Source organism: Neobacillus niacini (genome assembly GCF_048572935.1).
Lineage (GTDB): Bacteria > Bacillota > Bacilli > Bacillales > Cytobacillaceae > Neobacillus > Neobacillus niacini.
Window position 1 is genome coordinate 1,622,652 of record NZ_CP183883.1, and the last position, 24,567, is coordinate 1,647,218.

Below are 24,567 nucleotides of genomic sequence, written 5' to 3' on the forward strand. Positions count from 1 at the left end.
AAAAAATTCTGATTTACAAAAAAGACGATTCGGAAGGAAACACCGAATCGTCTTTTTGAATAGTAAGTTTTCATTTACTCGATTTGGATTTTCTAGTTTTACCTTTTTTAGAATTCTGGGCATTGCGGTATTGTGAAGGAGAAAGATTCGTTACCCGTTTAAAGGATTGTGCAAAAAAAGACTGGGAGGAAAACCCAATAAAGGCCGATATATTAGAAATTGGGTAGTTGGTAGTTTCTAATAATATTTTACTCTCCCGGATACGGATTTGAATTAAGTATTCAATTGGTGAAACGCCGAATGCTTTTTTAAAGGAATGGGCAAGGTAGTATTTATTGATATGACCAACCTCTGCTAAAGTATCCAAATTAATTTCTTCTCGAAAGTGCTGCTTAATATAATTTTTGACAAAGGCGACATCTTTACTGATTTTTTCAGAAGAGGTTTTCTCCATGTTAAACGCCTTTTTCCTCATCATCTTCAGCAGTAATATTTCTACTATGTTTTGAATAATCAACTCATAATCTTCTTTTTGGCTTTCCACTTCCTCTATTAATTCGTATAGGTAAGAGAGATAGACTTTATGTTCCTGTTTATAATTGAAAAATGTAACTTGTAAACATGGATCATCAGGGGATGAAAAGGCAAGACCCTGGATTCCAAGTGCAATATATTCGAGCGGGTAATCGGAACCGGACTTTTCTGTGTGTTCGATATTTGGGTTAATGACAATCAAATCATGTTCCTTAATAGGAACTTCTTTATTGGAATAAACAAAAGTCCCTCTGCCCTTGGTAATATACAAGAGTTCGGTAAAGTGATGAGTATGATTGGTACTGTGCCAATCTTTATCATATTTAGATTTTGTTACATAGAGGAGTTTTACAGGAAGATGACCTCGTTTCGATTGCGGAACCTCATAAATATCATTAGACAAATGTTTCCCTCCTTTATCAAGCAAGCTTCTCTCTTAAAGTATAGAATTTTTAGTGAATTATTACAATGGAAAGCAAGATATCTAAAAAACTGAACAAGATGTTTATTGTGGAAGCGCTTTTTCATCACTATACTTTAGCTATGAAATCAAAACCGAGGGGGACGAGCAAGATGAAAAAGAAAGTATTGTTAGCAGGGATGTCGGCATTGTTATCTGTTAGTTTAATAGCTTGTCAAAGTAGTAAGGTTGATAATTCAAGTGGCGGAGAAACATCTGGTGAAAAGCAAACCCTCCATGTAGCGGCTCTGGAATCTGCGTATGGCAGTGATATGTGGACCAAAGTGATCGACGCCTATGAAGCGGCCAATCCGGAAATCGATGTGGAATTAACCGTGGATAAAAATCTCGAGGATGTTATCAGCCCAAATATGAAAGCGGGAAATTATCCTGACGTGGTATTATTGGCAACCGGAAGAAAGTTGGCACTAACCGAAAATCTAATCAAAGATAAAGCATTAGAAGATATCACTGGTGTTTTGGATATGAACGTTTATGGTGAGGATGTCAAAGTTAAGGATAAGTTGGTACCAGGTTTTACGGATACGCTGGCAACCAGTCCGTATAATGACGGCAAAACTTATATGGCACCCATGTTCTACAGTCCAACTGGGTTGTTCTATAATGCCAATTTGTTAAAGGAAAAAGGCTGGGAAGTACCGAAGACCTGGGATGAGATGTGGGCACTGGGTGAAAAGGCGAAGGCAGAAGGAATTGCTTTATTCACGTATCCTACAACCGGTTATTTTGACGCATTTTTCTTCTCCTTACTATTAGAAGCGGGAGGACCTGAATTATACAATAAAGCGATGAATTATGAGGATGGTGTCTGGGAATCTTCAGAAGCAACAAAAGCCTTTGAAATTGTCGGTAAATTAGCAAAGTACACAGAACCAACTACGGTTGCTAACGCCAACGACAAAGACTATACGAAAAACCAACAATTAATTCTAGATAACAAAGCACTATTCATGCCAAATGGAACATGGGTCGTTGGTGAAATGGCTGAAGCACCTAGAGCGGATGGCTTTGAGTGGGGGATGACGGCTTTACCAGCTATTGAGGAGAACGGAGACCGTTACGCTTTCACCTTCTTCGAACAAATGTGGGTCCCATCAGCAGCTAAAAACAAAGAGGCAGCGAAGGAGTTCATGACGTATGTTTATTCGGATGAAGCAGCCGACATTTTTGCTAAGGCTGGAGCGATTCAGCCAATTGAAGGAATCTCTGAAAAGTTAACAGGAGACAATAAACTTTTCTATAGTATTTATGATTCAGGTGCAAAAGCTGGTATGGGCGGATTTGCCACAACAGAAGCCGTAGAGGGTGTCAGCATGGCAGATACATTATTTAGAACGATTGACAGTATTGTTTCCGGTGATAAAAACGTAAAAGACTGGCAAAAAGCAGTTGAAAAAGTGAGTGATCAATTGCGGTCAGCGTTAAAATAAACTAGTTTTATAGTTTTCACTTATATAACGGTGAGTAAACTGCCTCACCGTTATATTAATTAGCTGAGGTGATAGTGATGAATAAAACAACAGAAAAAAGGATATTTATCTTTACTTGTACGGCACCCGCACTGCTTTTGTTATCGATATTTATGATTTTCCCTACCATTGAGGTATTTAGAATGTCCTTGTATAAGTGGGGCGGGTTTTCTAACAATAAGGTGTTTGTTGGGTTCGATAACTTCAAAATCTTATGGAATGATATGAATTTCATTCGCTCTCTTCAAAACAGTATTGTATTGATTGTTATTGTCACAATCATCACGATGATGGTGGCAATCCTGTTTGCTGCATTGCTTACAAGAGAAAAAATGAAAGGCAACAGCTTTTTTCGGATTATTTTCTATATCCCTAATATCTTATCCATTGTGGTCATAGCCGGAATTTTTTCTGCTGTTTATGATCCAACCTCAGGTTTGTTAAATAATTTTCTTGCTTTATTTAACCTTGAGAAGCTTCAGGAAATGTGGCTAGGCAATCAAAAAATTGCCATCTACAGCATCGGTGGAGCCCTTGTATGGCAGGCGATTGGCTATTATATGGTGATGTACATGTCGAGTATGGCAAGTATCCCGGAAAGTTTTTATGAGGCATCTGCATTGGAAGGTGCTGGACGGATTAGGCAATTTTTTAGTATTACGTTACCGTTGATTTGGAATAACATTCGTACAACGTTAACCTTCTTCATTATTAGCACGATTAATTTGAGCTTTCTTCTTGTCCAAGCCATGACCGGAGGCGGACCTGACGGATCGACGGAAGTCTTTTTAAGCTATATGTATAAACAGGCTTACACCAATTCATCTTATGGCTATGGTATGGCCATTGGCGTGGTCATTTTCTTATTTTCTTTTGCATTATCTGCCATTATCAGCTTTGTTACAAAACGTGAAGTACTGGAGTATTAGGGGGTCTATGAACGATGAAAACACAAAAAGGAATGAGTGCTGAAACAGCTTATCGCTTGTTTATCTATGTCGCTCTAATTACATTAGCCATCTCTATCATTATCCCTGTAGCTTGGGTTTTCTTAGCCTCTGTGAAGCAAAACTCTGAATTTTACGGAAGCCCTTGGGCATTGCCAAAAGGTTTCTATTTCCAGAACTTCATCGATGCGTTTCAAAAGGCCAACATGGGTACCTATATGTTAAACTCTGTTATCGTGACGGCTTTGGCGCTTCTCATTTTATTGGTCATCGCTTTGCCAGCAGCCTATGTGCTTGCGAGATACACCTTTAGAGGCAGTCACTTCATGAACGGTTTGTTTAAAGCGGGATTATTTATCAATGTGAATTATATTGTCGTTCCCATTTTCTTACTGTTGTTGGACGGAGATAACTTCTTACGGGGGCAATTTGGTGATGGATTTTTGCTGGATAATATATTTATTTTAGCTGTGGTTTATGCCTCGACTGCTCTCCCTTTTACCATTTATTTGTTGTCGAGTTATTTTCAAACACTGCCTTCTACCTATGAGGAAGCGGCGCTTGTCGATGGTGCAGGCTATTTTAAAACTATGTTTAAAATTATGATTCCAATGGCACGACCAAGTATTATTGCCGTTATTTTATTTAATTTTCTTGCTTTCTGGAATGAATATATTATTGCTCTAACCTTAATTCCAGGTCCAAATAAAACATTGCCGGTTGGACTCATGAACTTAATGGCAGCCCAAAAATCTGCCGCTAATTACGGACAAATGTATGCGGGTATGGTGCTTGTTATGCTGCCAACCTTAATTTTATATATAATCGTTCAAAAAAAATTAACACAAGGAATGACCCTTGGCGGATTAAAGGACTAATACCGCCCTATTGAAAACAGATTGGAGGGCTTATCCAATGAAAACTGCTATTTTCATTATCTTAAGAATCATTGTTCTGATCATTTGTCTTTCATTGATTTTCATTGGTCAAAAGACGGTCGGTAAGTCTGAATTGGGCATAATGTTGCTCGGATTAGCTGGTCTCTTAGGGCTGCTATATGATTACAATCGAAAATATGTGTAGATAGCGACTGAAAATCAACTCATTGTGGAGGCGTTTAGATGATTACCTATGATCATAAGAGCTGGAAGATACAGAATGAAAGAATCTTTATACTGTCTGCTGCCATCCATTATTTCCGTCTTCCAAGAGCGGAGTGGAGCGAAGTCTTAGAAAAGGCGAAAGCAGGAGGATGCAATACAATCGAAACTTACATACCGTGGAATTTTCATGAGTTTTATGAAGGAGAATGGGATTTCTCTGGAAACAAGGATTTAGCGTATTTTCTACAGTTATGTACTGACAAAGGACTTTATGTGATTGCAAGACCGGGGCCGTATATTTGTGCAGAATGGGATTTTGGAGGATTACCTTGGTGGCTCTCTACGAAAAAGGGAATTCACTATCGTTCTGCTGACCCACTTTTTCTATACTATGTAGATAAATATTTTGATCAAGTTATGCCAATCATTGATGAATTTCAGTTAACAAAAAGCGGGACCGTCATCATGGTCCAAATAGAAAATGAGTTTCAGGCCTATGGTAAACCAGATAAAAAATATATGGAATACTTGCGGGATGACATGAAAGAAAGAGGTATCGAGGTCCCGCTTGTAACCTGCTACGGAGCGGTTGAAGGTGCTGTGGAGTTCCGCAATTTCTGGTCCGGTGCGAAGCACGCCGCTGAAATTTTAGATGAACGGTTTGCTGATCAGCCGAAAGGGGTTATGGAGTTTTGGATTGGCTGGTTTGAACAATGGGGTGGAAACAAAGCGGATCAAAAAACACCGGAGCAGCTTGAATATGAGTGTTACCAGCTGCTGAGTAATGGATTTACGGCTATCAATTATTATATGTATTTTGGCGGTACCAATTTTGATCATTGGGGCGGCCGGACAGTTGGAGAACAGACATTTTCTACAACATCGTATGATTATGACGTTGCCATTGATGAATATTTACAGCCAACAAGAAAATATGAAGTATTAAAAAGGTTTCATTCCTTTACAAAATGGCTTGAACCGGTCTTCACAGATGCCGAGCAAGAGGGTACAAATTTAAAGCTTCCTAGTTATTTAAAATCCCAGCGTCTCATCAGTCCTTATGGCGAAGTGCTATTTATTGAGAATCATAGACAGGAAAGAGTTCAATCGCAGGTTTTACTTGAAGGGGAAATGATTCCGTTTACGATTGAGGCCAATGCGATTTTACCGATTGTTCGTCATGTGAACGTAGGAAATCAGTTTACGATTCAGACGCTCACTGGGCAAACTACTGGGTTCGAGTCCAATCAGGCGGTCATCTATCATGAGGAGGGACAGCGTTCACTCTTAAAATTACAGCTTACTAGAAAGGCTGAAATTCATTGTCCAATGCCAAACCGCTTTGAAACCGAAGAAGACGGCAGCATTACGTTTCACTTGTTTCATGGAAGTCAGCCCCAAAACGTACAGCTATCCTTCGAGGATGGTACCAGCTATTCAATTGAAATCGTATCAAGAGTATCGCTCGAAAATGCGGTTACAGTGTTGGAAAAAAGCACTGCCTATCAAACATTACCGTGGCAAGCGGCAGATGAAAAGCTTTGTTTTCTAAGCGGAAATATAAAAGAGGCTGAAAAACCACTTGATTTCAGCACCTTCGGCCAGTTTAGCGGCTATTTAGGATATGAAAGTGAATTTTATGCAGAGGAAGCAAAGCATTCGACGATTGTCTTTCCAAGAATTGAGGATCCCGTCATGGTTTTCTGTAATGGTCAATATATAGGAAAGCTTAGCAAAATCGGGGCTGCAGCGATTGATATTCCGGCTGAGAAGGGGAAGAATACGCTAACCTGCCTAGTTCAGAATATGGGACGGTTCAACTTTACTGAAGCAATTGGCGAACCAAAAGGAATGAGTGAGGCACCTGCTCTTCATGGAAGGTATGTATCATTACGGGAAGGATGGCAGGTGGAAGGCAGTGGCGTTCGGCACTCGTTATCCAACATTCCAGAAATTGAAGGCAGAATTGGATTTTTAAACTCTTTCCTTAATGACGGCTATGACCGGGCTATTCTTGTTGGTGAGGGTGTTTCACGGGTACAGATTAATGGAAGGTCTGTAAAGATGTTGATGGAGAGTCAAACGGCTTGGTCTAGGGACAGTGCTGTCTATGGGATAGCTGACATTAGTGCTGCCTTACAATATGGAGAAAATGAAATCGATCTAGACGCCCAGCATCTTTCTAGTATTCGAAGGTTTGATCTTTATCTATTTAAGGAAGTGGAACAAATTAAAAATTGGAAAACAAAATCTTTTGCTCAGCTTCATGAGGAAAAGGAATGGAAAGTCGAGAATCCACAAACAATTTCTCCACGCTGGTATCGAAGTCGTTTTGACTGGAAGCCTGAAGACGGTCCGATTGTAAAGATTCGGTTTGATCATATGAGTAAAGGTTGTTTTTGGGTCAATGGCCACTGTTTAGGACGGTACTGGAACATTGGACCGCAGGAGGAATATAAGATTCCGGCCTCGTTGTTAACAGCACAAAATGAAATGGTTATCTTTGATGAAGAAGGATTAACCCCTGATCATGTGGTGGTTCAGTCTTACCTTCCCAAGTGAAAAGTATTAAAGATTAACAAAAATGGACACAAAAGTTGTTGGGTTGACTCTACAAGCAATGGTGATATAATTTACATGGAGTATGTATATTTTGGAAGGCAGGCATATAAACATGGAACCATTGCAACACGAAAGTTTAATTCCACTTTATCACCAATTGATGGAAAGATTAAAGAAATCGATTGAACAGGGACAATGGACACCTGGTGATAAAATCCCATCGGAAAATCAGTTAATGGATCAATTTGGGGTTAGCCGCAATACGGCAAAAAAAGCGATTGAGGAGCTTGTCCAAGTGGGAATCCTTTACCGAATCCAAGGAAAAGGGACATTCGTGGCCAAACCGAAGCTGCAGCAGTCATTGATGGGTTTCTACAGCTTTAGCAAAGTATTAAAAGAAAAAGGTTTGAATCCTAAGGATATCATTTTAAAAATAGAAGAAATTAAGCCGGATGCCAAAATCAAAGAAGCATTACAGCTGAGTGAAGATGAGAATGTCATTGAAATGAAACGCCTTCGCTGTGCCAATAATGAACCATATATTTTGGAATCATCTTTTATTCCGAAAAGGGTGGTTTCAGATATGGAACAGCTTAAGAAAGTGGGCGACATTTCCTTATATGATTTATTCTCACAACAGTTTAATACCGTTGTAACGAGAGCAAAAGAGGCATTTGAGCCCGTCCTCATTCGCAAGGATGAAAGTAAGCATCTTCAAACGGAGGCAGGCCGGCCAGCACTGTTGCTGGAACGAACAGCCTTTGATCTAGGTGGGATTCCAGTTGAATTTTGTATATCCATTGTGCGGGGCGATCGCTGCCGATTTTACACTGAACTAACATAAACATTGAATCACTTATGGTATTTAAACCATAAGTGATTCATTCATCTAAGCATTGAAAATAATTTCAACTTGATGGGTTGACAGGTTAATGCTGAAAAGTTATATTCTTAGTAGTTGCAATTTTCAGTTAGTGGTTTTAATTTTTAAAAATAATTGTACCTATAACCCGTCAATTTCGTGAGTAGATGGATTTGTTCTATAAAACTTCTCTTACAATACAGATAAAAATTTAACAAGTATTTTCCGGAATAGGGTGAAAATTTGTTATCCTATGAAAGAAAGCGCTTAATTGCATAACTAAGAGGTGTTTTAATAGTGATAAGATTAAAGGATATTGCCGAGCACGTTGGTGTATCAATTTCTACTGTTTCGAGAGTCATTCAAAATGACCAGACCAGAAATGTTAACTCGGAAACAAAAGCAAAAATTTGGGAGGCTGTTAAGGAGTTAGGATATATACCCAATCAGCATGCCAGGAATTTAGTTACCAACAAGCAAGAGAAAAATAACACAAGAACAATGAAAATTGGCTGGGTTGCCAATCCAAAACAAGCAGAAACGAATCCTTACTTTGCAACTATTTATACTGGTATTCGTGATTCATTATCGGACCATGATTACACCCTGATTAGTATTACGAAGGATGAGATTGAAAACGAGGTACTGCTTCTTAAGACCATTCATGACCTAGGGATTGAAGGACTGCTTCTTATCGATAAGATTGAGGATAGCATTATCGAGTATATTCAACAAAATATACCTGTAGTAGGGCTGGACTTTTATTATACTGATAAAAATATGGCGATCATCGACTACGATCGCGAGGCTTCAATCAAAATGGTGGTTCGGCATTTAGTTAAACAAGGACATCACGACATAGGGTTTATTGGTGGCGGTCATGAAAACTTTGAAGATTTACATACTGAGCATCGTTTTAAAGGTTTCCAATTAGCGATGAAAGAAGCAGGGCTGGCTATCCAATCTGATTGGGTAATCAATACACAGTGGAAAATGGAAAATAGCTATGAAAAAATGAAAAGTTTGATTAAACGAGACCCATTGCATTTACCGACAGCCATGGTATGTGCCAGTGACTTAATGGCTATCGCTGCTATGAGGGCTGTAAGAGAAAATAATCTTCGAATTCCAGAGGACATCGCTTTCTTCGGGGTTGATAATCTTGAGATGGGAAAATACTCATCCCCACAGCTTTCAACGATAGATATTCCTAAATATGAAATGGGAAGAATGGCGGCTAAAACCATTATGGAAATGGTAGAAGGAAAAATTAAGCTTCCATTAAAAATAACATTGCCTTTTGAATTAGTCTTTCGGGAATCATCTAATATAAAACGAACCTAAGTGGTTCCTTTTTTTATAAGTTATCGGAAAACGTTTGGATAATATAAGGAAAACGGTTGGAAAATAAAAATTTGGGAGTGTTTAACATGAAACCAATGACGGCAATCCTTATTGGGGCAGGGGACAGAGGGGCAAGAGCATACGCGCCTTATGCTTTAGGTCATCCTAATGAATTAACTATTATCGGTGTGGCAGATCCGAATAAGGAAAGAAGGACGAAAATTCAGCTAGAACATCAGATTTCCGAAGAGCATTGTTATGAATCATGGGAAGAGATATTAAATCAAGAATCAAAAATAGCGGATATCGCGATAATTTGTACACTTGACCGTAACCACTATAAACCGACCATGAAGGCATTGGAGCTAGGTTATCATGTTCTTTTGGAAAAACCCATGTCCCCTGATCCAGTGGAGTGCATTGCGATGGAACAAGGTGCTAAAAAATACAATCGGCAGCTAACGATTGGTCATGTTTTGAGGTATACAGAATTCTGGTCTACGATTAAAAACATTATTTCCAAAGGGGAAATCGGCGAGGTAGTTTCCCTGCAATTAAATGAAAATGTAGAAGTCATGCATATGTCTCACAGCTTTGTACGTGGCAATTGGAATAATAAGGATAAGTCAAGCCCGATGATTCTTCAAAAATCTTGTCATGATATGGATATTATTTCTTTTGTAATGGGGAAGGATTGTAAGCGGATTAGTTCCTATGGCTCTCTTATGCATTTTAAGGAAGAAAATGCTCCTCTTGGGGCACCGAAGAGATGTTTAGAGGGCTGTCCTGCCGAACTTGAATGTCCTTTTCATGCTGGAAGGTATTATCTTGGTGAAGGCAAAGGATGGGCGAAGAAATTTACGGAAGACGATTCGAATGAAGGGATCATAAAAGCCTTAAATGAAACCCCTTATGGAATTTGCGTATACCACTCCGATAATGATGTAGTGGATCATCAAGTAGTGAATATGGAATTCGAGGGTGGGGCTACAGCAACCTTTAGTATGTGTGGTTTCACGAGGGAACAAACACGGATTGTTCAAATTATGGGAACAAAAGGCGAGATACGTGGAAACATGGAGGAAAATAGTATTTCAATATTTGATTTCCTCTCAAAACAGGAAACGGTCATAAAGTTTGACAATCCTATTGGGGGACACGGTGGAGGAGACACTGGAATAATGAGAACTTTCCTGCGAGAAATTCAATATGGAAATAACGAAGACAGTGTTTCTAATGCGTCTGCGTCAGTAAGAAGTCACCTAATGGCATTTGCTGCGGAAGAATCTAGGATTAATCATGGTCAATCGATTAATATTGACGATTTTTATACTAGTTTACTAGAAAATATAAAATCTTAATTTGTTCACCTCCTGTTTTACAGAATGTCTCAATAAAAACAGCTATTTAAGATTGTTACCTAGGGAGGTGGTTATCGTTATCCAAACCAGATTTCGTATGTCTTTCTAATTTAATTTAGCTAGAGTAAAAATGAAAAAATGTAAGGGTTATCAAAGGGGAATTTTAGTACTAGAAGTATTTCGCTAGTAATCTACTAAACATGATATGAAAGAAGGGAAATAAGATGAAAAAGTGGCTACTACTATTGCTTTTAACTGTCATTTTTGGATTAATTGGGTTAGCTGGATGCAGTGATAGTGATACAACTTCAGGTAATACAAAAGATGAAAAAGTGGAAATCACATATGGTTTTTGGGATAAGAAGCAAGTTCCTGCCATAGAAGAAATCGTTAAGTTATTTAACGAAGAAAATCCAAACATTAAAGTGAAAACAGAGCTAACTCCGTATGGGCAGTATTTCCAAAAGCTTGAAACAGCAGCCACTGGGGGTGCCTTGCCAGATGTTATGTGGATGAATGGTGCACATGTTGAGCAATATGCTGAAGGGAAGGTTATTCTTCCGCTTAGTGAGCTTGCAAAGCAAGATAACTTTAGCTTAGATAATTATCCGGAATCATTAATTGATCTTTATACAGTCGATGGAAAAGTATATGGTATTCCAAAAGATTTTGATACAACAGGCTTATGGTATAACAAAAAAATCTTCGATGAAGCAGGTGTGCCATATCCAGATGAAACTTGGGATTGGGACAAGTTAAAGGAAGCTGCTGAAAAACTGACAAATAAGGATAAGGGTATTTGGGGTTATGCAGCTTTAATGGGCAACCAAGGCGGTTATTATGATTTCATTTGGCAAAATGGCGGTTATATTATTTCCGAAGATGGCAAATCTGTAGGTTTTGATAAACCTGAGGCAATTGAGGCACTTAAATACAATATCAGTTTTATTAAAGAAGGCTTATCTCCAACCCAAGCGCAAATGACGGAAACAGCTGCTTCTGAACTCTTCGCTTCAGGGAAAATCGCGATGATGTTTGATGGACCTTGGATGGTTCCAGAGTATAAGCAAAATCCTGATTTGGACGTTGCTGTTGTGCCAAAAGGCAAACAGCGCGCGGTAGCTATTCATGGGTTATCCAATGTTATTGCAGCGAATACAAAGCATAAGGGTGCGGCTTGGAAGTTTGTCCAGTTCCTGGGCTCCAAAGAAGCAGCAGAAGTGTTTGCAAAAACAGGTACCGTTATTCCTGCTTATAATGGTACACAGGAAGCTTGGATTCAAGCCGTTCCAACTTTAAACCTTCAAGCCTATATTGATGGTGTTGAATACTCTGTTCCACTGCCGAGTGTGAAAAGCACAGGGGAAATCTGGCAGTATGAAACGGATGTTCTTAAGAAGGCATGGAGTGAGGAAGAAAGTGTCGAAGATGCTGTAAAAGAGTTAACGAAAAAGGCAAATGAGGCTTTATCAAAGAAATAGAAAAAATTGAAGAGGAGAATTAAATTCTTCTCTTCTTTTTTCTAAAAAGGAGGGAATATAGTGAAGGAACTTCCTTTAGAGGTTGAAGTAAAAGCAAATCAAAAATTTAAGGTTTCTAATTTAGCAAAGACAAGGAAACGATCGGATTACTTCTGGGCGTATCTCATGATTACTCCTCTCATGTTAGGCCTGGTTATTTTTTACCTGTGGCCCATCATTCAGACCTTTTACTTTAGTTTCACCGAATGGGGAGCATTTGGGCAGTATGAGTGGACGGGGTTAGATAATTATAAGCGTATGCTTGAGGATACGAATCTATTAAAATCGTTTAAGAATACAGCAATATATATTATTTTTACTGTACCAATTGGAATTTTCCTTTCTATTTTAATAGCTGTTCTCCTGAACCAGAATATTAAGGGGAAATCGGTTTATCGGACATTGTATTTCTTACCGGTCATTACCATGCCGGCTGCGATCGCAATGGTTTGGAAATGGCTTTATAATTCCGATTACGGACTGCTAAACTATCTTTTATCATTAATCGGAATTAAGGGGCCACAGTGGGTGAGTGATCCGAAAATTGCCTTATATTCGATTATTGTGGTAGCCATCTGGAGTGGAATCGGTTATAACATGGTCATTTTCCTCTCTGGGCTTCAAGGAATTCCGAAGACCTATTACGAAGCAGCGGAAATGGATGGGGCAGGTCCCATCAGGGTGTTCTTTAAAATCACACTGCCACTGCTTTCTCCTGTTATTTTCTTTGTAAGCATTATGTCGCTCATTGGGGCATTTCAAGTATTTGATTTAATTTTCATGATGATTGGAAAAAGCAGTACAGCATTGGAAAATACACAATCGATTGTGTATTTATTCTATCAGCATGCGTTTGTATTAAATGATAAGGGATACGCTGCAGCTATCGCTGTTCTCTTATTAGCTGTTATCCTGATCATCACAGCGATTCAGATGGTCTTACAGAAAAAGTGGGTTCATTATGACTAAAGGAGGGATAATCATTGGAAAGATCGAAACAGCTTTTGAATAATAAAACATTCCTTATCCATTTTGTCCTTATAGTAGGATCGGTGGCAATGGTCTTACCTTTTTTATGGATGATCTTAACCTCATTAAAAACCTATGCTGAGTCTATTCATGTCCCGCCTGTGATTATTCCGGAGGATTTCCAATGGGGGAATTACAAAGAGGTCTTTGGGCTGCTGCCCTTTTTTGAATTTATGTATAATACCTTTATTGTGACCATTTTACGAACCGCAGGGCAGTTGTTTCTCTGTTCGTTGGCTGCCTATGCTTTTGCCCGGATTGAATTTCCAGGCAGGAATATTTTGTTTATGCTCGCCTTATCTGTGCTAATGGTTCCTGGGCAAGTGTTTTTATTGCCGCAATATATGATTATGGTGAAGTTAGGGTGGTTGAATACATTGCAAGCGGTCATAGTCCCTGGATTGTTTAGCGCTTTCGGTACGTTCCTGCTGCGTCAATTTTTTATGGGACTTCCAAAAGAACTGGAGGAAGCAGCTAGACTCGATGGCTGTAACCACTTCCAAATTTACTGGAAGATTATGCTTCCTCTCGCCAAACCTGGATTGGTTGCATTGGGTATTTTCACTACTCTTTGGAGCTGGAATGAATTAATGTGGCCGATGATTGTGAATAGTTCACCTGAATCCATGACTCTTTCTGTCGGGTTGTCATCGCTGCAAGGTCAATATTTAACGAATTATCCGATTCTAATGGCGGGTTCCTTCTTAGCTATCCTGCCGATGTTGATTTTATTTATCATCTTGCAAAAACAATTTATTGAAGGAATTGCCGTCACGGGCGGAAAATAAATAGACAGTATATAAAAGTAGGCTGTGTTAAACTAGGCTGTTGATTTACGCTCCACTAAGGAAAGCTTCTTGGAATTATCAGCGCAGGGACAGGCGGTCTTTCCTGTCACGAGGCGCTACGCTTTCCGCGGGCTCGCCCGTGAGCCTCCTCGGTCGTCCCGACCTGCGGGGTCTCACTCAGCTCGTGCATCCCGCAGGACATTGAATTACATCCTCGAATTTGCCCACGCACGAAGAAAATGCGATAGCATTTTCGAGGAGTCGAGCGCCTTCCGCTCCAATCAACAGGTTCTTAAATCAACAGTATTCTTTAACACAGCCTAAAAGTAAAAAAGTTCTTTTTCGTTGGGTTGACCCAACAAGTTTTGTGATGTAAAATTAACCTTAATAAGATTGAAAGTTTCGGTTTGAAGGTCAGGATGTTTGCTGCCATTTCAATTCTGAATAAATGATATTCTAAAAAACTCATAGTCTGGTGTCTATGAGTTTTTTAAAAGTACAACTTGTACCAACAACCCATCCCCGCTAGGGTGGGCGGATATGATGAGAATAGTAATCTTCATTTTCTGTAAGGAGAGGACCAAAAATGGCGCAAGCATGTTTAACTTCCAAGAATCATGGCCAAATCGGTGTCATGTGGAAAACTGTTTCAGAGGCTTGTAATCTCGCATGCGATTATTGCTACTATAGTAGCTGCGGCGGACAGCCAGGGAAAATAGATAAAATCGATCCGGTCGTCCTTGAAAAGTTTATAAAAGAATACATGTCCCTTTCCAATGGCGTTGCTTCCTTTGCTTGGCAAGGGGGGGAGCCGCTTCTTGCCGGGCTGGATTTTTTCCAACAGGTTGTTTTCTTACAAGCTAAGTACGCACCTAAAAATACCATCATTAGTAATGTGCTTCAAACCAATGCAACCCTTATTACTGAGGAATGGGCGAAGTTCTTTAAACAGTACAATTTTTTAATTGGTGTCAGCCTCGATGGGCCGAAGGAAATCAATGACGCCCGAAGAGTCACTGGTCATGGAATGGGCAGCTATGACCGAGTGATGCGCGGGATCGATTTCTTACGAAAATATCAGGTAGAGTTTAATATTCTCACTGTCGTTCAAGAGAATAATGTTGGACGGGCAAAAGAACTGATGGAGTTTTATCAGAGTGAGGATTTTTCACATGTTCAGTTTATTCCTTGCATGGATTTCCGCGCCCAAGAACCAAATAAGCCAGGGCGATATTTGATTTCCCAAGAGCAATATGGCCAGTTTTTATGTGAGGCCTTTGACCTTTGGTATAACGACGGAAATCCGACAACTTCTGTTCGATTTTTTGATAATATGCTGAGTGTTTATTTACATCAGGAGGCTGAATTGTGTGTACACCGCCAATCATGTCCGAAAACGCTTATCCTTGAACAAAACGGAGATGCCTATCCTTGTGATTTTTATATCAATGACGATTATAAGCTCGGGAATGTTGGGAAAGATGACCTTTCGGATTTGTTAACTAGTCCGATATATTCTGAGTTTTTAAGCTTGAAACCAAATTTACCGGATAAATGTAAGAGCTGTAAGTATCTGAAGTTATGCCATGGAGGCTGCCCGAGAAATCGGCAAATGGATGAAGCCATCCACCCGGATTATTTTTGCGATAGTTATCTCCAAATTTATGATTATGCACATGAAAGAATGGAAAGGCTTGCAGAAAATATAAAACGACAATGGCTGAGCAATCATCTTCAATCAGGTCGTAGGAAGCCCGAAAGGAACGATTATTGCCTTTGTGGCAGCGGGAAAAAGTTTAAGAAGTGCTGTGAAGCGCTGTTAATAAATTAGACAAATTGGATTGTTGAGGTGAGAGAGATGAAAAAGGCCATCGGGCTTGATATCGGCGGGACAAAGATTGCGGCGGGAATTATTTCGGAAGCGGGAGAATTGCTTTACCGTCAGGAAGTGAAAAGCGATCCTTCCGACCGAGAAAGTATGTTTAAACAAGTCGTAACAGCGGTAGAACAAGTTCTTCGTGGAACTTCATTTTCAGAGATTGAAGGTATCGGTGTTGGGGTACCAGGAAAGGTTGATCGCGAGAACGGTATCGCTATTTTTCAAAACAATTTACCTTGGCAGCAGTTTCCGATTGCTGCTCGCCTGCAGGAGCAATTTGGCTCCATACCAACCACCGTGGACAATGATGTCTATATGGCAGCATTTGCGGAGTGGAAAGCGGCACAAGGAAAAAGTAATGAAACCTTTGTCTATGTGACGCTCAGTACAGGAATCTCTTGTTCTATCATCCATAATGGTTCCTTTTTGAGAGGAGCTGGATTCGCCGGTGAACTAGGGTTGATTCCGGTTCTTTCGAAAGAGGGAAATGAACGGCTGGAGAAAATTGCTGCCGGTCCAGGGATTCAAAATATAGCAGGGGTTCCGACTAAGGATGTCTTTACTGGATTTGTAAACGGGTCAAAGGAATTTCAGTCCATCATCGATGAGGCGGCCAATCATTTAGCACAAGGGCTCTATTCCATTTCTAGTTTAATAGACCCGCATAAAATGGTATTTGGCGGCAGTGTCATCGTGAATAATCCTTTTCTGCTTGAGTTAATCAAAGAAAAGCTAAAAACCTATCAAATTTCTGAACAGCAGCATCTATTAGACCAAATGAGCATCAGTACACTGGCGCAAAATAATGGGGTTATTGGTGCAGGATTGCGCGTATTCGAAAGAATCTAATAAGGAGTGAGTCATTATGTTTACATTAAGCAGTGAAAAATTAGTGCCATTAGGTGCCTCGATCACAACGGCAGAGATAAAACAACAGCCGGAGTTATGGGATGAAGCCTATGCCTTGTATACAGAAAAAAGCAGAGAGATAGAAGAGTTTTTCCTGAAATTATCGATGAAGCATGCCAGGGTTCGAGTCATTTTTACAGGCGCTGGAACATCTGCTTATGTCGGTGAAACGGTCACACCTTATCTAAAAGGCAAAATTGATGAAAACCAGTGGGAAATTCTCAGTATTCCGACGACCGATTTAGTGTCAAATCCTTACCAGTATTTAAAAGCAGAGTTTCCGACATTACTGGTTTCGTTTGCTAGAAGCGGCAACAGCCCGGAAAGTGTCGCTGCCGTAAAATTAGCTGAGCAAATCGTAACCACCTTGTATCAATTGACCATTACCTGTGCAAAGGATGGTAAATTAGCACAACTGGCTAAAGGTGATGAGAATAATTTATTGCTCTTGATGCCTGAAAGATCGAATGATCAGGGATTTGCCATGACCGGAAGTTATACTTGCATGGCGTTAACGGCCTTACTTGTTTTTGATCCTTTGTCGATGGAAGAGAAAGGGTCTATTGTGAAAACCATTCGTCAAATGGGTGAAAGTGTTATACGAAGAGAAGAAGCTATTCAAGAAATAATCGATTGTGATTTTGACAGAATCATTTACCTAGGCTCTGGCAGTTTAGAGGGATTAGCAAGAGAATCGCAGCTGAAAATACTAGAGTTAACCGCGGGAAAAATTGTTACGGCCTATGATTCACCATTGGGATTCCGCCATGGACCTAAATCATTTGTGAATGACAAATCATTAGTGTTTGTATTTGTTTCCAACCACCCTTATACACGTAAATATGATTTAGATATTTTAAAAGAAATGCAGCAGGATAACATGGCCAGTTACATTTGTGCCATCGGTGTGGATGGAGACATCAATTATGATGGGCACACATTCTCATTCGGCAGCGAGGCCGGGTCGATACCAGATGCCTACTTGGCATTACCTTTTGTCATGATTGGGCAAACCGTTTCATTGCTTGCTTCGATCAAGGTAGGGAATACACCGGATACCCCTTCCCCGACAGGAACGGTAAACAGGGTGGTTAAAGGCGTAACGATTTACGAATATCAGTAACATGATAGGGGAAATAGGCATGGAACGTTTTATCTACGCAGATAAGTTTTTTCTTGAGGGAATGGTTACAGGTCCTGGTTTTTTAAAAATAAAAGACGGAAGATTCGGTGATTTTTCGGAAGTTTTGCCAGATAAGGCAGCAGAAATCATTGATTACGCAGGTCACTGGATTGCTCCTGGTTTAGTGGACACACATATCCATGGATTTCTGAATCACGATATTATGGACGGTGATTTTGAAGGGCTGAATCAGATTTCTGAAGGGCTTCTTTCCTGCGGAGTAACATCTTTTTTACCGACCACCTTAACCTCCTCAACAGAAAGCTTGAATACTGTGGTTGAAATGATTGGTACCCACTACACAGAAGTTCGTGGAGCAAAAATTAAAGGGATATTTTTAGAAGGACCGTTTTTTACCGAAAAACATAAAGGCGCGCAAAATACGAACTATTTTTGTGACCCTTCGATTGAAAAATTAAAAACATGGCAGAAACAATCCAAACAATTGGTTAGAAAAATTGCGATTGCTCCCGAAAGAAAGGGTGCAGCAGAATTTATTGAATATGCCGTTCGCGAAGAGATTGCGGTGGCGTTAGCGCATAGCGATGCCACGTATAAACAAGCAAAACATGCAGTTGAAAAAGGCGCTTCTATTTTTGTTCATACCTTCAATGGAATGAGTCCTCTGCACCATCGTGAGCCGGGGATGGCTGGTGCAGCGATGAATCTTAAAGATGTTTTTGCCGAAATCATTTGTGATGGACACCATGTCCATCCCGCTGCCGCTAACATCTTAATGAATGCACGCGGAAGAGACCAAACACTACTGGTAACTGATTGTATGATGGCTGGAGGCATGCCGGAAGGAAACTATCAGCTGGGGGAATTCCCTGTAGAGGTGAAGGACGGAGCTGCCCGAATACCAGGAGGCAGCTTAGCAGGCAGTATTTTGCAATTAAAGGATGCCGTTAAAAATGTCGTCGAATGGGGAATTGCGACACCCGAGGAAGCCATCTATATGGCGAGTACAGCTCCCGCTAAAAGCATTGGGATGGATGGGGAATGCGGGAAGATTGCCGCTGGCTATAGTGCCGACTTTATTGTGTTGAATCCTAATCTCGAATTACTTGCAACGTACCTTGATGGAGTATGCCGTTATCAAGTACAGAAAGAGGGAGTGCGATGATTTTAGCGGTCACCATGAATCCATCTGTTGATATTTCCTATCACCTCCAAGCGTTCAAGCTAGATGGTGTGAATCGTGTGGAAAATGTGCGGAAAACGGCGGGAGGCAAGGGCTTAAATGTTGCCCGCGTGATCACACAAATGGAAGAAGATGTCCTGGCAACGGGGGTACTCGGCGGAACAATCGGCGACTACATCGTTCAAGAATTAAATAAAAGCGATATTCCCAGTGAATTTTTAAAAATTGAAAAAGAATCGAGAAATTGTATCGCCATTCTTCATGAAGGCATGCAAACGGAAATCTTAGAATCTGGGCCAACCTTAACGAAAGAAGAAGGGGCAGCTTTTCTAGGGAAATTTAATGACCTGTTGTCTAAGGTTTCATTTGTGACGATTTCAGGCAGTTTACCAAAGGGGCTGGAGGCTGACTTTTATCAACAAATGCTAACGTTGAGTCAGAAAAAGGGAGTTCCCGTTCTACTAGACACCTCTGGTGAATCATTAAGAAAAGCCTTGTTACATAAAGAAAAACCATTGGCGATCAAGCCCAATACGGAGGAATTGTCTCAACTTCTTGGCTTTGAGGTAGATGGCAGTATCAGCAGTTTGAAACATGCTTTGGATCAGGAGTTATTTAAAGGAATTGACTGGATTGTCGTTTCGATGGGTAAGGATGGTGCATTTGTAAGGCATGCTGGTGATGAATACCGGATTACCATCCCAAAAATAGATGTGGTGAATCCAGTCGGCTCTGGAGACGCTACTGTTGCAGGGTTAGCGGTGGCACTGATTCGGAATCTGCCTGTCGAGGAAGTTCTTAAAACCGCTATGACGACAGGAATGCTTAATACGATGGAAGCAGGAACCGGTTCAATAAACATGAACAAGTTTGACCAATATTATGATTTGGTAATGGTTGAAAGAATAGATTGATAGGAGGAATACCAATGATAGAAGTAACCCAAAACAAACTAGCAGCTTTAAAACGTTTATCCGATGAAAATGGTGTGATAGGAGCTTTAGCAATTGACCAGCGCGGGTCATTAAAAAAAATGATTGCAGCGGGAAGTACGAATGATGTCGGAGATGAAGGCATTATCACCTTTAAAGAATTGGTTTCGGAAGAATTAACACCCTACTCTACTGCGATTCTATTAGATCCAGAATATGGACTTCCGGCGGCAAAAGTCCGCAGCAAGGACGCTGGATTATTAGTTGCCTATGAAAAGACAGGATATGACGCTACAGCCGTGGGCCGTCTTCCTGATTTATTACCAGAATGGTCTGTGAAACGATTAAAAGAGGCAGGGGCCGATGCCGTTAAATTTTTATTGTATTATGATGTGGATGAAAATGAGAAAATCAATGATTATAAACATGTTTATATGGAACGAGTCGGAGCGGAGTGTGTGGCTGAAGATATTCCGTTTTTCTTAGAAATCGTATCGTATGACGCCGAGAATGAGGATGTAAAAAGTAAAGAGTATGCCAAAGTGAAGCCGCATAAGGTGATTGAGGCGATGAGGGAATTTTCCAAACCGCAGTACCATGTGGATGTCTTGAAAGTAGAAGTTCCTGTCAACATGAACTTTGTTGAAGGTTACACGGAAGGTGAAACCGTCTATAGTCAAGAAGAAGCTGCAGCGTATTTTAAAGAGCAAAGTGAAGCAACAGACCTGCCATTTATCTTTTTAAGTGCGGGAGTAAGTGCTGAGTTATTCCAAGAGACCTTGAAATTTGCTAAGAAATCAGGTTCCAGCTTTAATGGCGTATTATGCGGCCGTGCAACCTGGAAAGACGGTGTGGCTCCTTTTGCTTCCGGCGGAGAACAAGCAGGTCGTGAATGGTTACAAGTCGTGGGCAAAAAGAATATTGAAGAACTTAATGTTGTTTTGAAAGAATCAGCGAGCTCCTGGTTTGATAAGGTTCAAAATAGTAATCTTGTATCTTCTTAAGCTAGTAATAAGGCCGGTTCATCAAGAACCGGCCTTTCGTTGTTTGTCTTATGAATAGAGCGTTATTCCTATCAGCCCAGAAAGAACAATTACATAGATAGGATTCCAACGAAGTTTTAATAAGGCGAATAAGGATAGGACAAAGATGATCAATAAGCTTATGGAACGAAAAGAGCCATTGATGGCAACAAGGTGATTAGATTGGGCAAAACTTATTGCGGCGAAGATAATTAAACTAGTAACAAGCGGCTTTAACCCATAAAACATCGCTTCTACCAAGGGATTGTGGTGCATTTTCACAAAAAAGGCAGCTGCAATGAGGACTAAAATCAATGAGGGAAGTAAGATGGCTACAGCAGCTATTATGGCACCGCTGATTCCTGCTGTTGAATAACCTATTAGAATCGCACTATTGGCAGCGATTGGACCCGGGGACATACCAGCAATCGCAATCATATTGGTTAACTGTTCGGAGGACATCCAGCCGTATTTTGTAACCGCTGCTTCGATAAAGGGCATCATGGCGTATCCTCCTCCAAAGGAGAAAAACCCCATGTAAAAAAATGTGTGGAATAGTTCCCATAACACCATGCTTAGTCCTCCTCGTTTTTAGATTCCAGCCCCCATAAAATAATCAGGGTTCGTGGCAGGATCCTTTTTCTTCTTATGTTTGTAGCCCATTCTTTTCTTTGAAAAAACCACTACAACACCGGTTAAGGCTCCGAGCAGAATGGCGGCGGTTGGATGAACAAAAAACAATACCGGAACCCCTGCAAGCGTAATAAAGAAGGTGGTTTTGTCAACAATCGCTGTTTTGGCGATTTTAATGGCTGCATAGATAATAATGGCTACAATGCTGATTCTTATCGATACAAATGCCGCTTCTAGTTTTGGATGATTATGAATGAAAAGGTAGGACGCTCCTAAAGCGAGAACGATTAAAAAAGTGGGAAGCGAAACCCCGATCATTGCGGCTATTGCTCCTTTTACTCCGCCAACTCTATAGCCAACAAAAGTGGCACAGTTAATGGCCACCGATCCGGGTATCGTTTGCGATAGAGCAAACACATCTGCTACTTCCTCGCTGTCCAGCCATTTTCGTTTTTCTACTATTTCTCTTTCGATGAGAGGGACCATGGCAAAGCCCCCTCCAAATGTAACAGGGCTTATTTTAAAAAAGGTCCAAAAGATTTCAATCAGTGTTTTCCAACGTTCTTTCATGTTTATCCCTCCTGTGCGGGAATAAGAATCTATATACTAAGGTTATCAGACTGGGCTTGAAGGGTAAATTGCAATAAATTTATAGGCTATAACCAAAACGTATAGCCTGTGGAATATAATACTAGAAAAGATAGTTGTGTTGTGGAGGATGAGTTTTTTGAATATAGAGAGTCTCCAAATGTTTTGTTTAGTCGTAGATGAAGGAAGTATTAGTCAGGCTGCAAGATTAAGCTATGTCTCTCAGCCTGCTGTAACAAGACAAATTCACCAGCTGGAAAATTTTTATGGTGCATTGTTATTTGATCGAACCGATGGAAAGCTGAAGGTAACAGGTGCTGGAAAAATGTTATATCCATTTGCCAAATCCATTGTTCATGATTTTCATCGTTCCAAGGAAAGCATCAAACAGGCAATGGGTGAGTATCATACAAACCTCCATGTCGGTGCATCCTTTACAATCGGTGAGTATCTATTACCGAGCTTATTAGGGCGTTATAAAAAACAAACACCCGATATTAAAGTGACGTTAACTATAAAAAACACGCCAGGAGTTTTGGAAGACTTATCGAATGATGTCATCGATATGGCCCTGGTAGAAGGACTGGTTGAGAATAAGGAATTTATCGTTGAGAAATTCGCTGACGATGAACTCATTGTGGTTTGTTCACCGGAACATGTATGGGAAGAACAAATCCAGATTGAAGAGCTGATTCATGAACGGATGATTTGGCGGGAATCTGGATCTGGAACACGACTAATTGTGGAGAACTCCTTAAGAGAACATGGGATAGTAGAAAAGATGGAAAGCTATATGGAATTAGGCAGTACGCAGGCCATCAAAAGTGCTGTTGAAGCAGGATTAGGAATCAGTATTCTGCCAAGACTAACGGTTGCTAGAGAACTGAAGCTTGGACTATTACGAGAAGTAGGGATTGAAGGTGTCGTCATATCTAGGAACCTATGGCTTGTTAAAAAACAGCAACGCTTTAATAAAATCGGCGTTTCTCAGTTCTTAGAGTTCATCCAAAATGGTGTGCTTTAAATACTTTTGGTTGAATGAATGGTGATAGTAAGGTAGAAAAATAGGGCTAAGACTACTGGCAAAAGGGGTTTTGAGGACAAATCGGGAGAGCAGGCCAAGGGATTTGTCCTCAATGCGGGTTCTTGAGGACAAAACGAACCCGCAGGCCAAGGGATTTGTCCTCAATCTAGGGTCTTGAGGACAAAACGAACGCGCGGGCCAAGGGATTTGTCCTCAATCTAGGGTCTTGAGGACAAAACGAACCCGCGGGCCAAGGGATTTGTCCTCAATCTAGGTTCTTAGGGACAAAACGAACACGCGAGCCAAGGGATTCGTCCTTCAATCCAGGTTCTTGAGGACAAAACGAACGCGCGAGCCAAGGGATTTGTCCTCAATCTAGGGTCTTGAGGACAAAACGAACCCGCGGGCCAAGGGATTTGTCCTCAATCTAGGTTCTTAGGGACAAAACGAACACGCGAGCCAAGGGATTCGTCCTTCAATCCAAGGTCATGAGGACAAGTCAAGCGATCTGGCATTCGGCCATTAACAAGCTCTTGATTTCTAGTCTAGGTTATCGTTTAAGTCGTGAATCTTTTGCTGTTCAACATTCCGTCATAACATTTCAAACAAACTGTGAACTTAATACTATACCTATGTTATTAACCAACAATATCCAATATAGTGTAAGTATAAAGAACAGCCAATTTTGAAAGGCGGAATGACTTATGTTTAACAAATTTTTAAGAGAAAATAAAATCTCAGCAGCTATTTTAACTGTTATTCGTTTATATCTTGGTTACTCTTGGTTCACAGCTGGTTTTCATAAAATTACAGGCGGATTTGACGCAGCTGGATTCCTAAAAGGAGCGATTGCTAATCCAGTAAAAGGTCCAGATGGCAACATGGTTTATAGCTGGTACGTACACTTCCTAGAAAGCTTTGCTTTACCGAACATTGACGTCTTCAACTTCATCGTTCCTTGGGGCGAAACATTAATCGGTTTAGGACTTCTATTAGGCTGTTTAACAACAGCAGCTATGTTCTTCGGTCTAGTAATGAACTTCTCTTTCTTCTTAGCAGGAACAGTATCTCATAACCCAACAGATATTTTCTTAGGCTTCATCATCTTAGCAGCAGGCTTCAACGCTGGTAAATATGGTTTAGACCGCTGGGTAGTACCATTCATCCGTAAAACAGCAAAGACTTATACTAGTAAAAATAATGCAGCAGCCTAACCAATAGGTACAAAGAGACGATTCGTTCCCCCCGGATCG

Annotated in this window: 22 protein-coding genes; 19 read left to right on the top strand and 3 right to left on the bottom strand. The window is 40.4% G+C overall.

Going from position 1 to position 24,567, the window contains the following annotated elements:
* Positions 1–70: 70 nt before the first annotated feature.
* Positions 71–937 (bottom strand): helix-turn-helix domain-containing protein, encoded by an 867-nt coding sequence (locus ACN6MT_RS07680; protein WP_063254353.1) that lies wholly within the window; start codon positions 935–937, stop codon positions 71–73.
* Positions 938–1,107: 170 nt separating this feature from the next.
* Here ACN6MT_RS07680 and ACN6MT_RS07685 point away from each other — a divergent pair, with 170 nt between their 5' ends.
* From ACN6MT_RS07685 to lacD, 17 genes are all read left to right on the top strand, one after another.
* On the top strand, positions 1,108–2,445 hold the full coding sequence (locus ACN6MT_RS07685) for a carbohydrate ABC transporter substrate-binding protein (protein WP_419955386.1): 1,338 nt from the start codon (positions 1,108–1,110) through the stop codon (positions 2,443–2,445).
* 77 nt (positions 2,446–2,522) lie between these two features.
* Positions 2,523–3,413: a carbohydrate ABC transporter permease gene (locus tag ACN6MT_RS07690; RefSeq protein WP_419955387.1), complete on the top strand. Its 891-nt coding sequence runs from the start codon at positions 2,523–2,525 to the stop codon at positions 3,411–3,413.
* Between the two features lie 14 nt (positions 3,414–3,427).
* Positions 3,428–4,309, top strand: coding sequence for a carbohydrate ABC transporter permease (locus ACN6MT_RS07695; protein ID WP_063254350.1), 882 nt, complete (start codon positions 3,428–3,430; stop codon positions 4,307–4,309).
* A gap of 37 nt (positions 4,310–4,346) precedes the next feature.
* Positions 4,347–4,514, top strand: a complete 168-nt coding sequence (locus ACN6MT_RS07700; RefSeq protein WP_169803725.1) for a DUF6903 family protein — start codon at positions 4,347–4,349, stop codon at positions 4,512–4,514.
* 38 nt (positions 4,515–4,552) lie between these two features.
* Complete coding sequence (locus tag ACN6MT_RS07705) at positions 4,553–7,096, top strand: beta-galactosidase (RefSeq protein ID WP_419955388.1); 2,544 nt, start codon at positions 4,553–4,555, stop codon at positions 7,094–7,096.
* Positions 7,097–7,208: 112 nt separating this feature from the next.
* On the top strand, positions 7,209–7,940 hold the full coding sequence (locus tag ACN6MT_RS07710; protein ID WP_419955389.1) for a GntR family transcriptional regulator: 732 nt from the start codon (positions 7,209–7,211) through the stop codon (positions 7,938–7,940).
* 315 nt (positions 7,941–8,255) lie between these two features.
* Positions 8,256–9,302 carry a LacI family DNA-binding transcriptional regulator gene (locus ACN6MT_RS07715; protein ID WP_419955390.1) on the top strand — a complete coding sequence of 349 codons (1,047 nt, stop codon included), beginning with the start codon at positions 8,256–8,258 and terminating at the stop codon, positions 9,300–9,302.
* A gap of 86 nt (positions 9,303–9,388) precedes the next feature.
* Entirely contained in the window at positions 9,389–10,663 is a 1,275-nt protein-coding gene (locus ACN6MT_RS07720) for a Gfo/Idh/MocA family protein (RefSeq protein WP_419955391.1), read from the top strand.
* A gap of 224 nt (positions 10,664–10,887) precedes the next feature.
* Positions 10,888–12,144: an ABC transporter substrate-binding protein gene (locus ACN6MT_RS07725; protein ID WP_419955392.1), complete on the top strand. Its 1,257-nt coding sequence runs from the start codon at positions 10,888–10,890 to the stop codon at positions 12,142–12,144.
* 60 nt (positions 12,145–12,204) lie between these two features.
* Positions 12,205–13,152 carry a carbohydrate ABC transporter permease gene (locus tag ACN6MT_RS07730; protein WP_063254345.1) on the top strand — a complete coding sequence of 316 codons (948 nt, stop codon included), beginning with the start codon at positions 12,205–12,207 and terminating at the stop codon, positions 13,150–13,152.
* Positions 13,153–13,241: 89 nt separating this feature from the next.
* Positions 13,242–14,000 carry a carbohydrate ABC transporter permease gene (locus ACN6MT_RS07735; protein ID WP_235847186.1) on the top strand — a complete coding sequence of 253 codons (759 nt, stop codon included), beginning with the start codon at positions 13,242–13,244 and terminating at the stop codon, positions 13,998–14,000.
* Between the two features lie 586 nt (positions 14,001–14,586).
* Positions 14,587–15,831 (top strand): anaerobic sulfatase maturase, encoded by a 1,245-nt coding sequence (locus tag ACN6MT_RS07740; protein ID WP_419955393.1) that lies wholly within the window; start codon positions 14,587–14,589, stop codon positions 15,829–15,831.
* 27 nt (positions 15,832–15,858) lie between these two features.
* Positions 15,859–16,728 (top strand): ROK family protein, encoded by an 870-nt coding sequence (locus tag ACN6MT_RS07745; protein ID WP_419955394.1) that lies wholly within the window; start codon positions 15,859–15,861, stop codon positions 16,726–16,728.
* Between the two features lie 16 nt (positions 16,729–16,744).
* Positions 16,745–17,911 (top strand): SIS domain-containing protein, encoded by a 1,167-nt coding sequence (locus ACN6MT_RS07750; RefSeq protein ID WP_419955395.1) that lies wholly within the window; start codon positions 16,745–16,747, stop codon positions 17,909–17,911.
* A gap of 19 nt (positions 17,912–17,930) precedes the next feature.
* Complete coding sequence (gene nagA, locus ACN6MT_RS07755; RefSeq protein ID WP_419955396.1) at positions 17,931–19,097, top strand: N-acetylglucosamine-6-phosphate deacetylase; 1,167 nt, start codon at positions 17,931–17,933, stop codon at positions 19,095–19,097.
* The gene (lacC, locus tag ACN6MT_RS07760; protein ID WP_419955397.1) at positions 19,094–20,029 is read left to right on the top strand and encodes a tagatose-6-phosphate kinase; all 936 of its coding nucleotides are present in this window, start codon (positions 19,094–19,096) and stop codon (positions 20,027–20,029) included. Before nagA ends, lacC begins: the two co-directional genes overlap by 4 nt.
* Positions 20,030–20,043: 14 nt before the next feature.
* Entirely contained in the window at positions 20,044–21,051 is a 1,008-nt protein-coding gene (gene lacD / locus ACN6MT_RS07765) for a tagatose-bisphosphate aldolase (protein WP_419955398.1), read from the top strand.
* 48 nt (positions 21,052–21,099) lie between these two features.
* On the opposite strand, the gene ACN6MT_RS07770 is transcribed toward lacD, so the two are convergent.
* Both ACN6MT_RS07770 and ACN6MT_RS07775 read right to left on the bottom strand, forming a co-directional pair.
* The gene (locus ACN6MT_RS07770; RefSeq protein ID WP_419955399.1) at positions 21,100–21,573 is read right to left on the bottom strand and encodes a chromate transporter; all 474 of its coding nucleotides are present in this window, start codon (positions 21,571–21,573) and stop codon (positions 21,100–21,102) included.
* 87 nt (positions 21,574–21,660) lie between these two features.
* On the bottom strand, positions 21,661–22,272 hold the full coding sequence (locus tag ACN6MT_RS07775; RefSeq protein WP_419955400.1) for a chromate transporter: 612 nt from the start codon (positions 22,270–22,272) through the stop codon (positions 21,661–21,663).
* Between the two features lie 148 nt (positions 22,273–22,420).
* On the opposite strand from ACN6MT_RS07775, the gene ACN6MT_RS07780 reads away from it, so the two are divergent.
* Both ACN6MT_RS07780 and ACN6MT_RS07785 read left to right on the top strand, forming a co-directional pair.
* Positions 22,421–23,314, top strand: coding sequence for a LysR family transcriptional regulator (locus ACN6MT_RS07780; protein ID WP_419955401.1), 894 nt, complete (start codon positions 22,421–22,423; stop codon positions 23,312–23,314).
* Between the two features lie 704 nt (positions 23,315–24,018).
* Positions 24,019–24,528: a DoxX family membrane protein gene (locus tag ACN6MT_RS07785; protein WP_419955402.1), complete on the top strand. Its 510-nt coding sequence runs from the start codon at positions 24,019–24,021 to the stop codon at positions 24,526–24,528.
* Positions 24,529–24,567 lie beyond the last annotated feature (39 nt).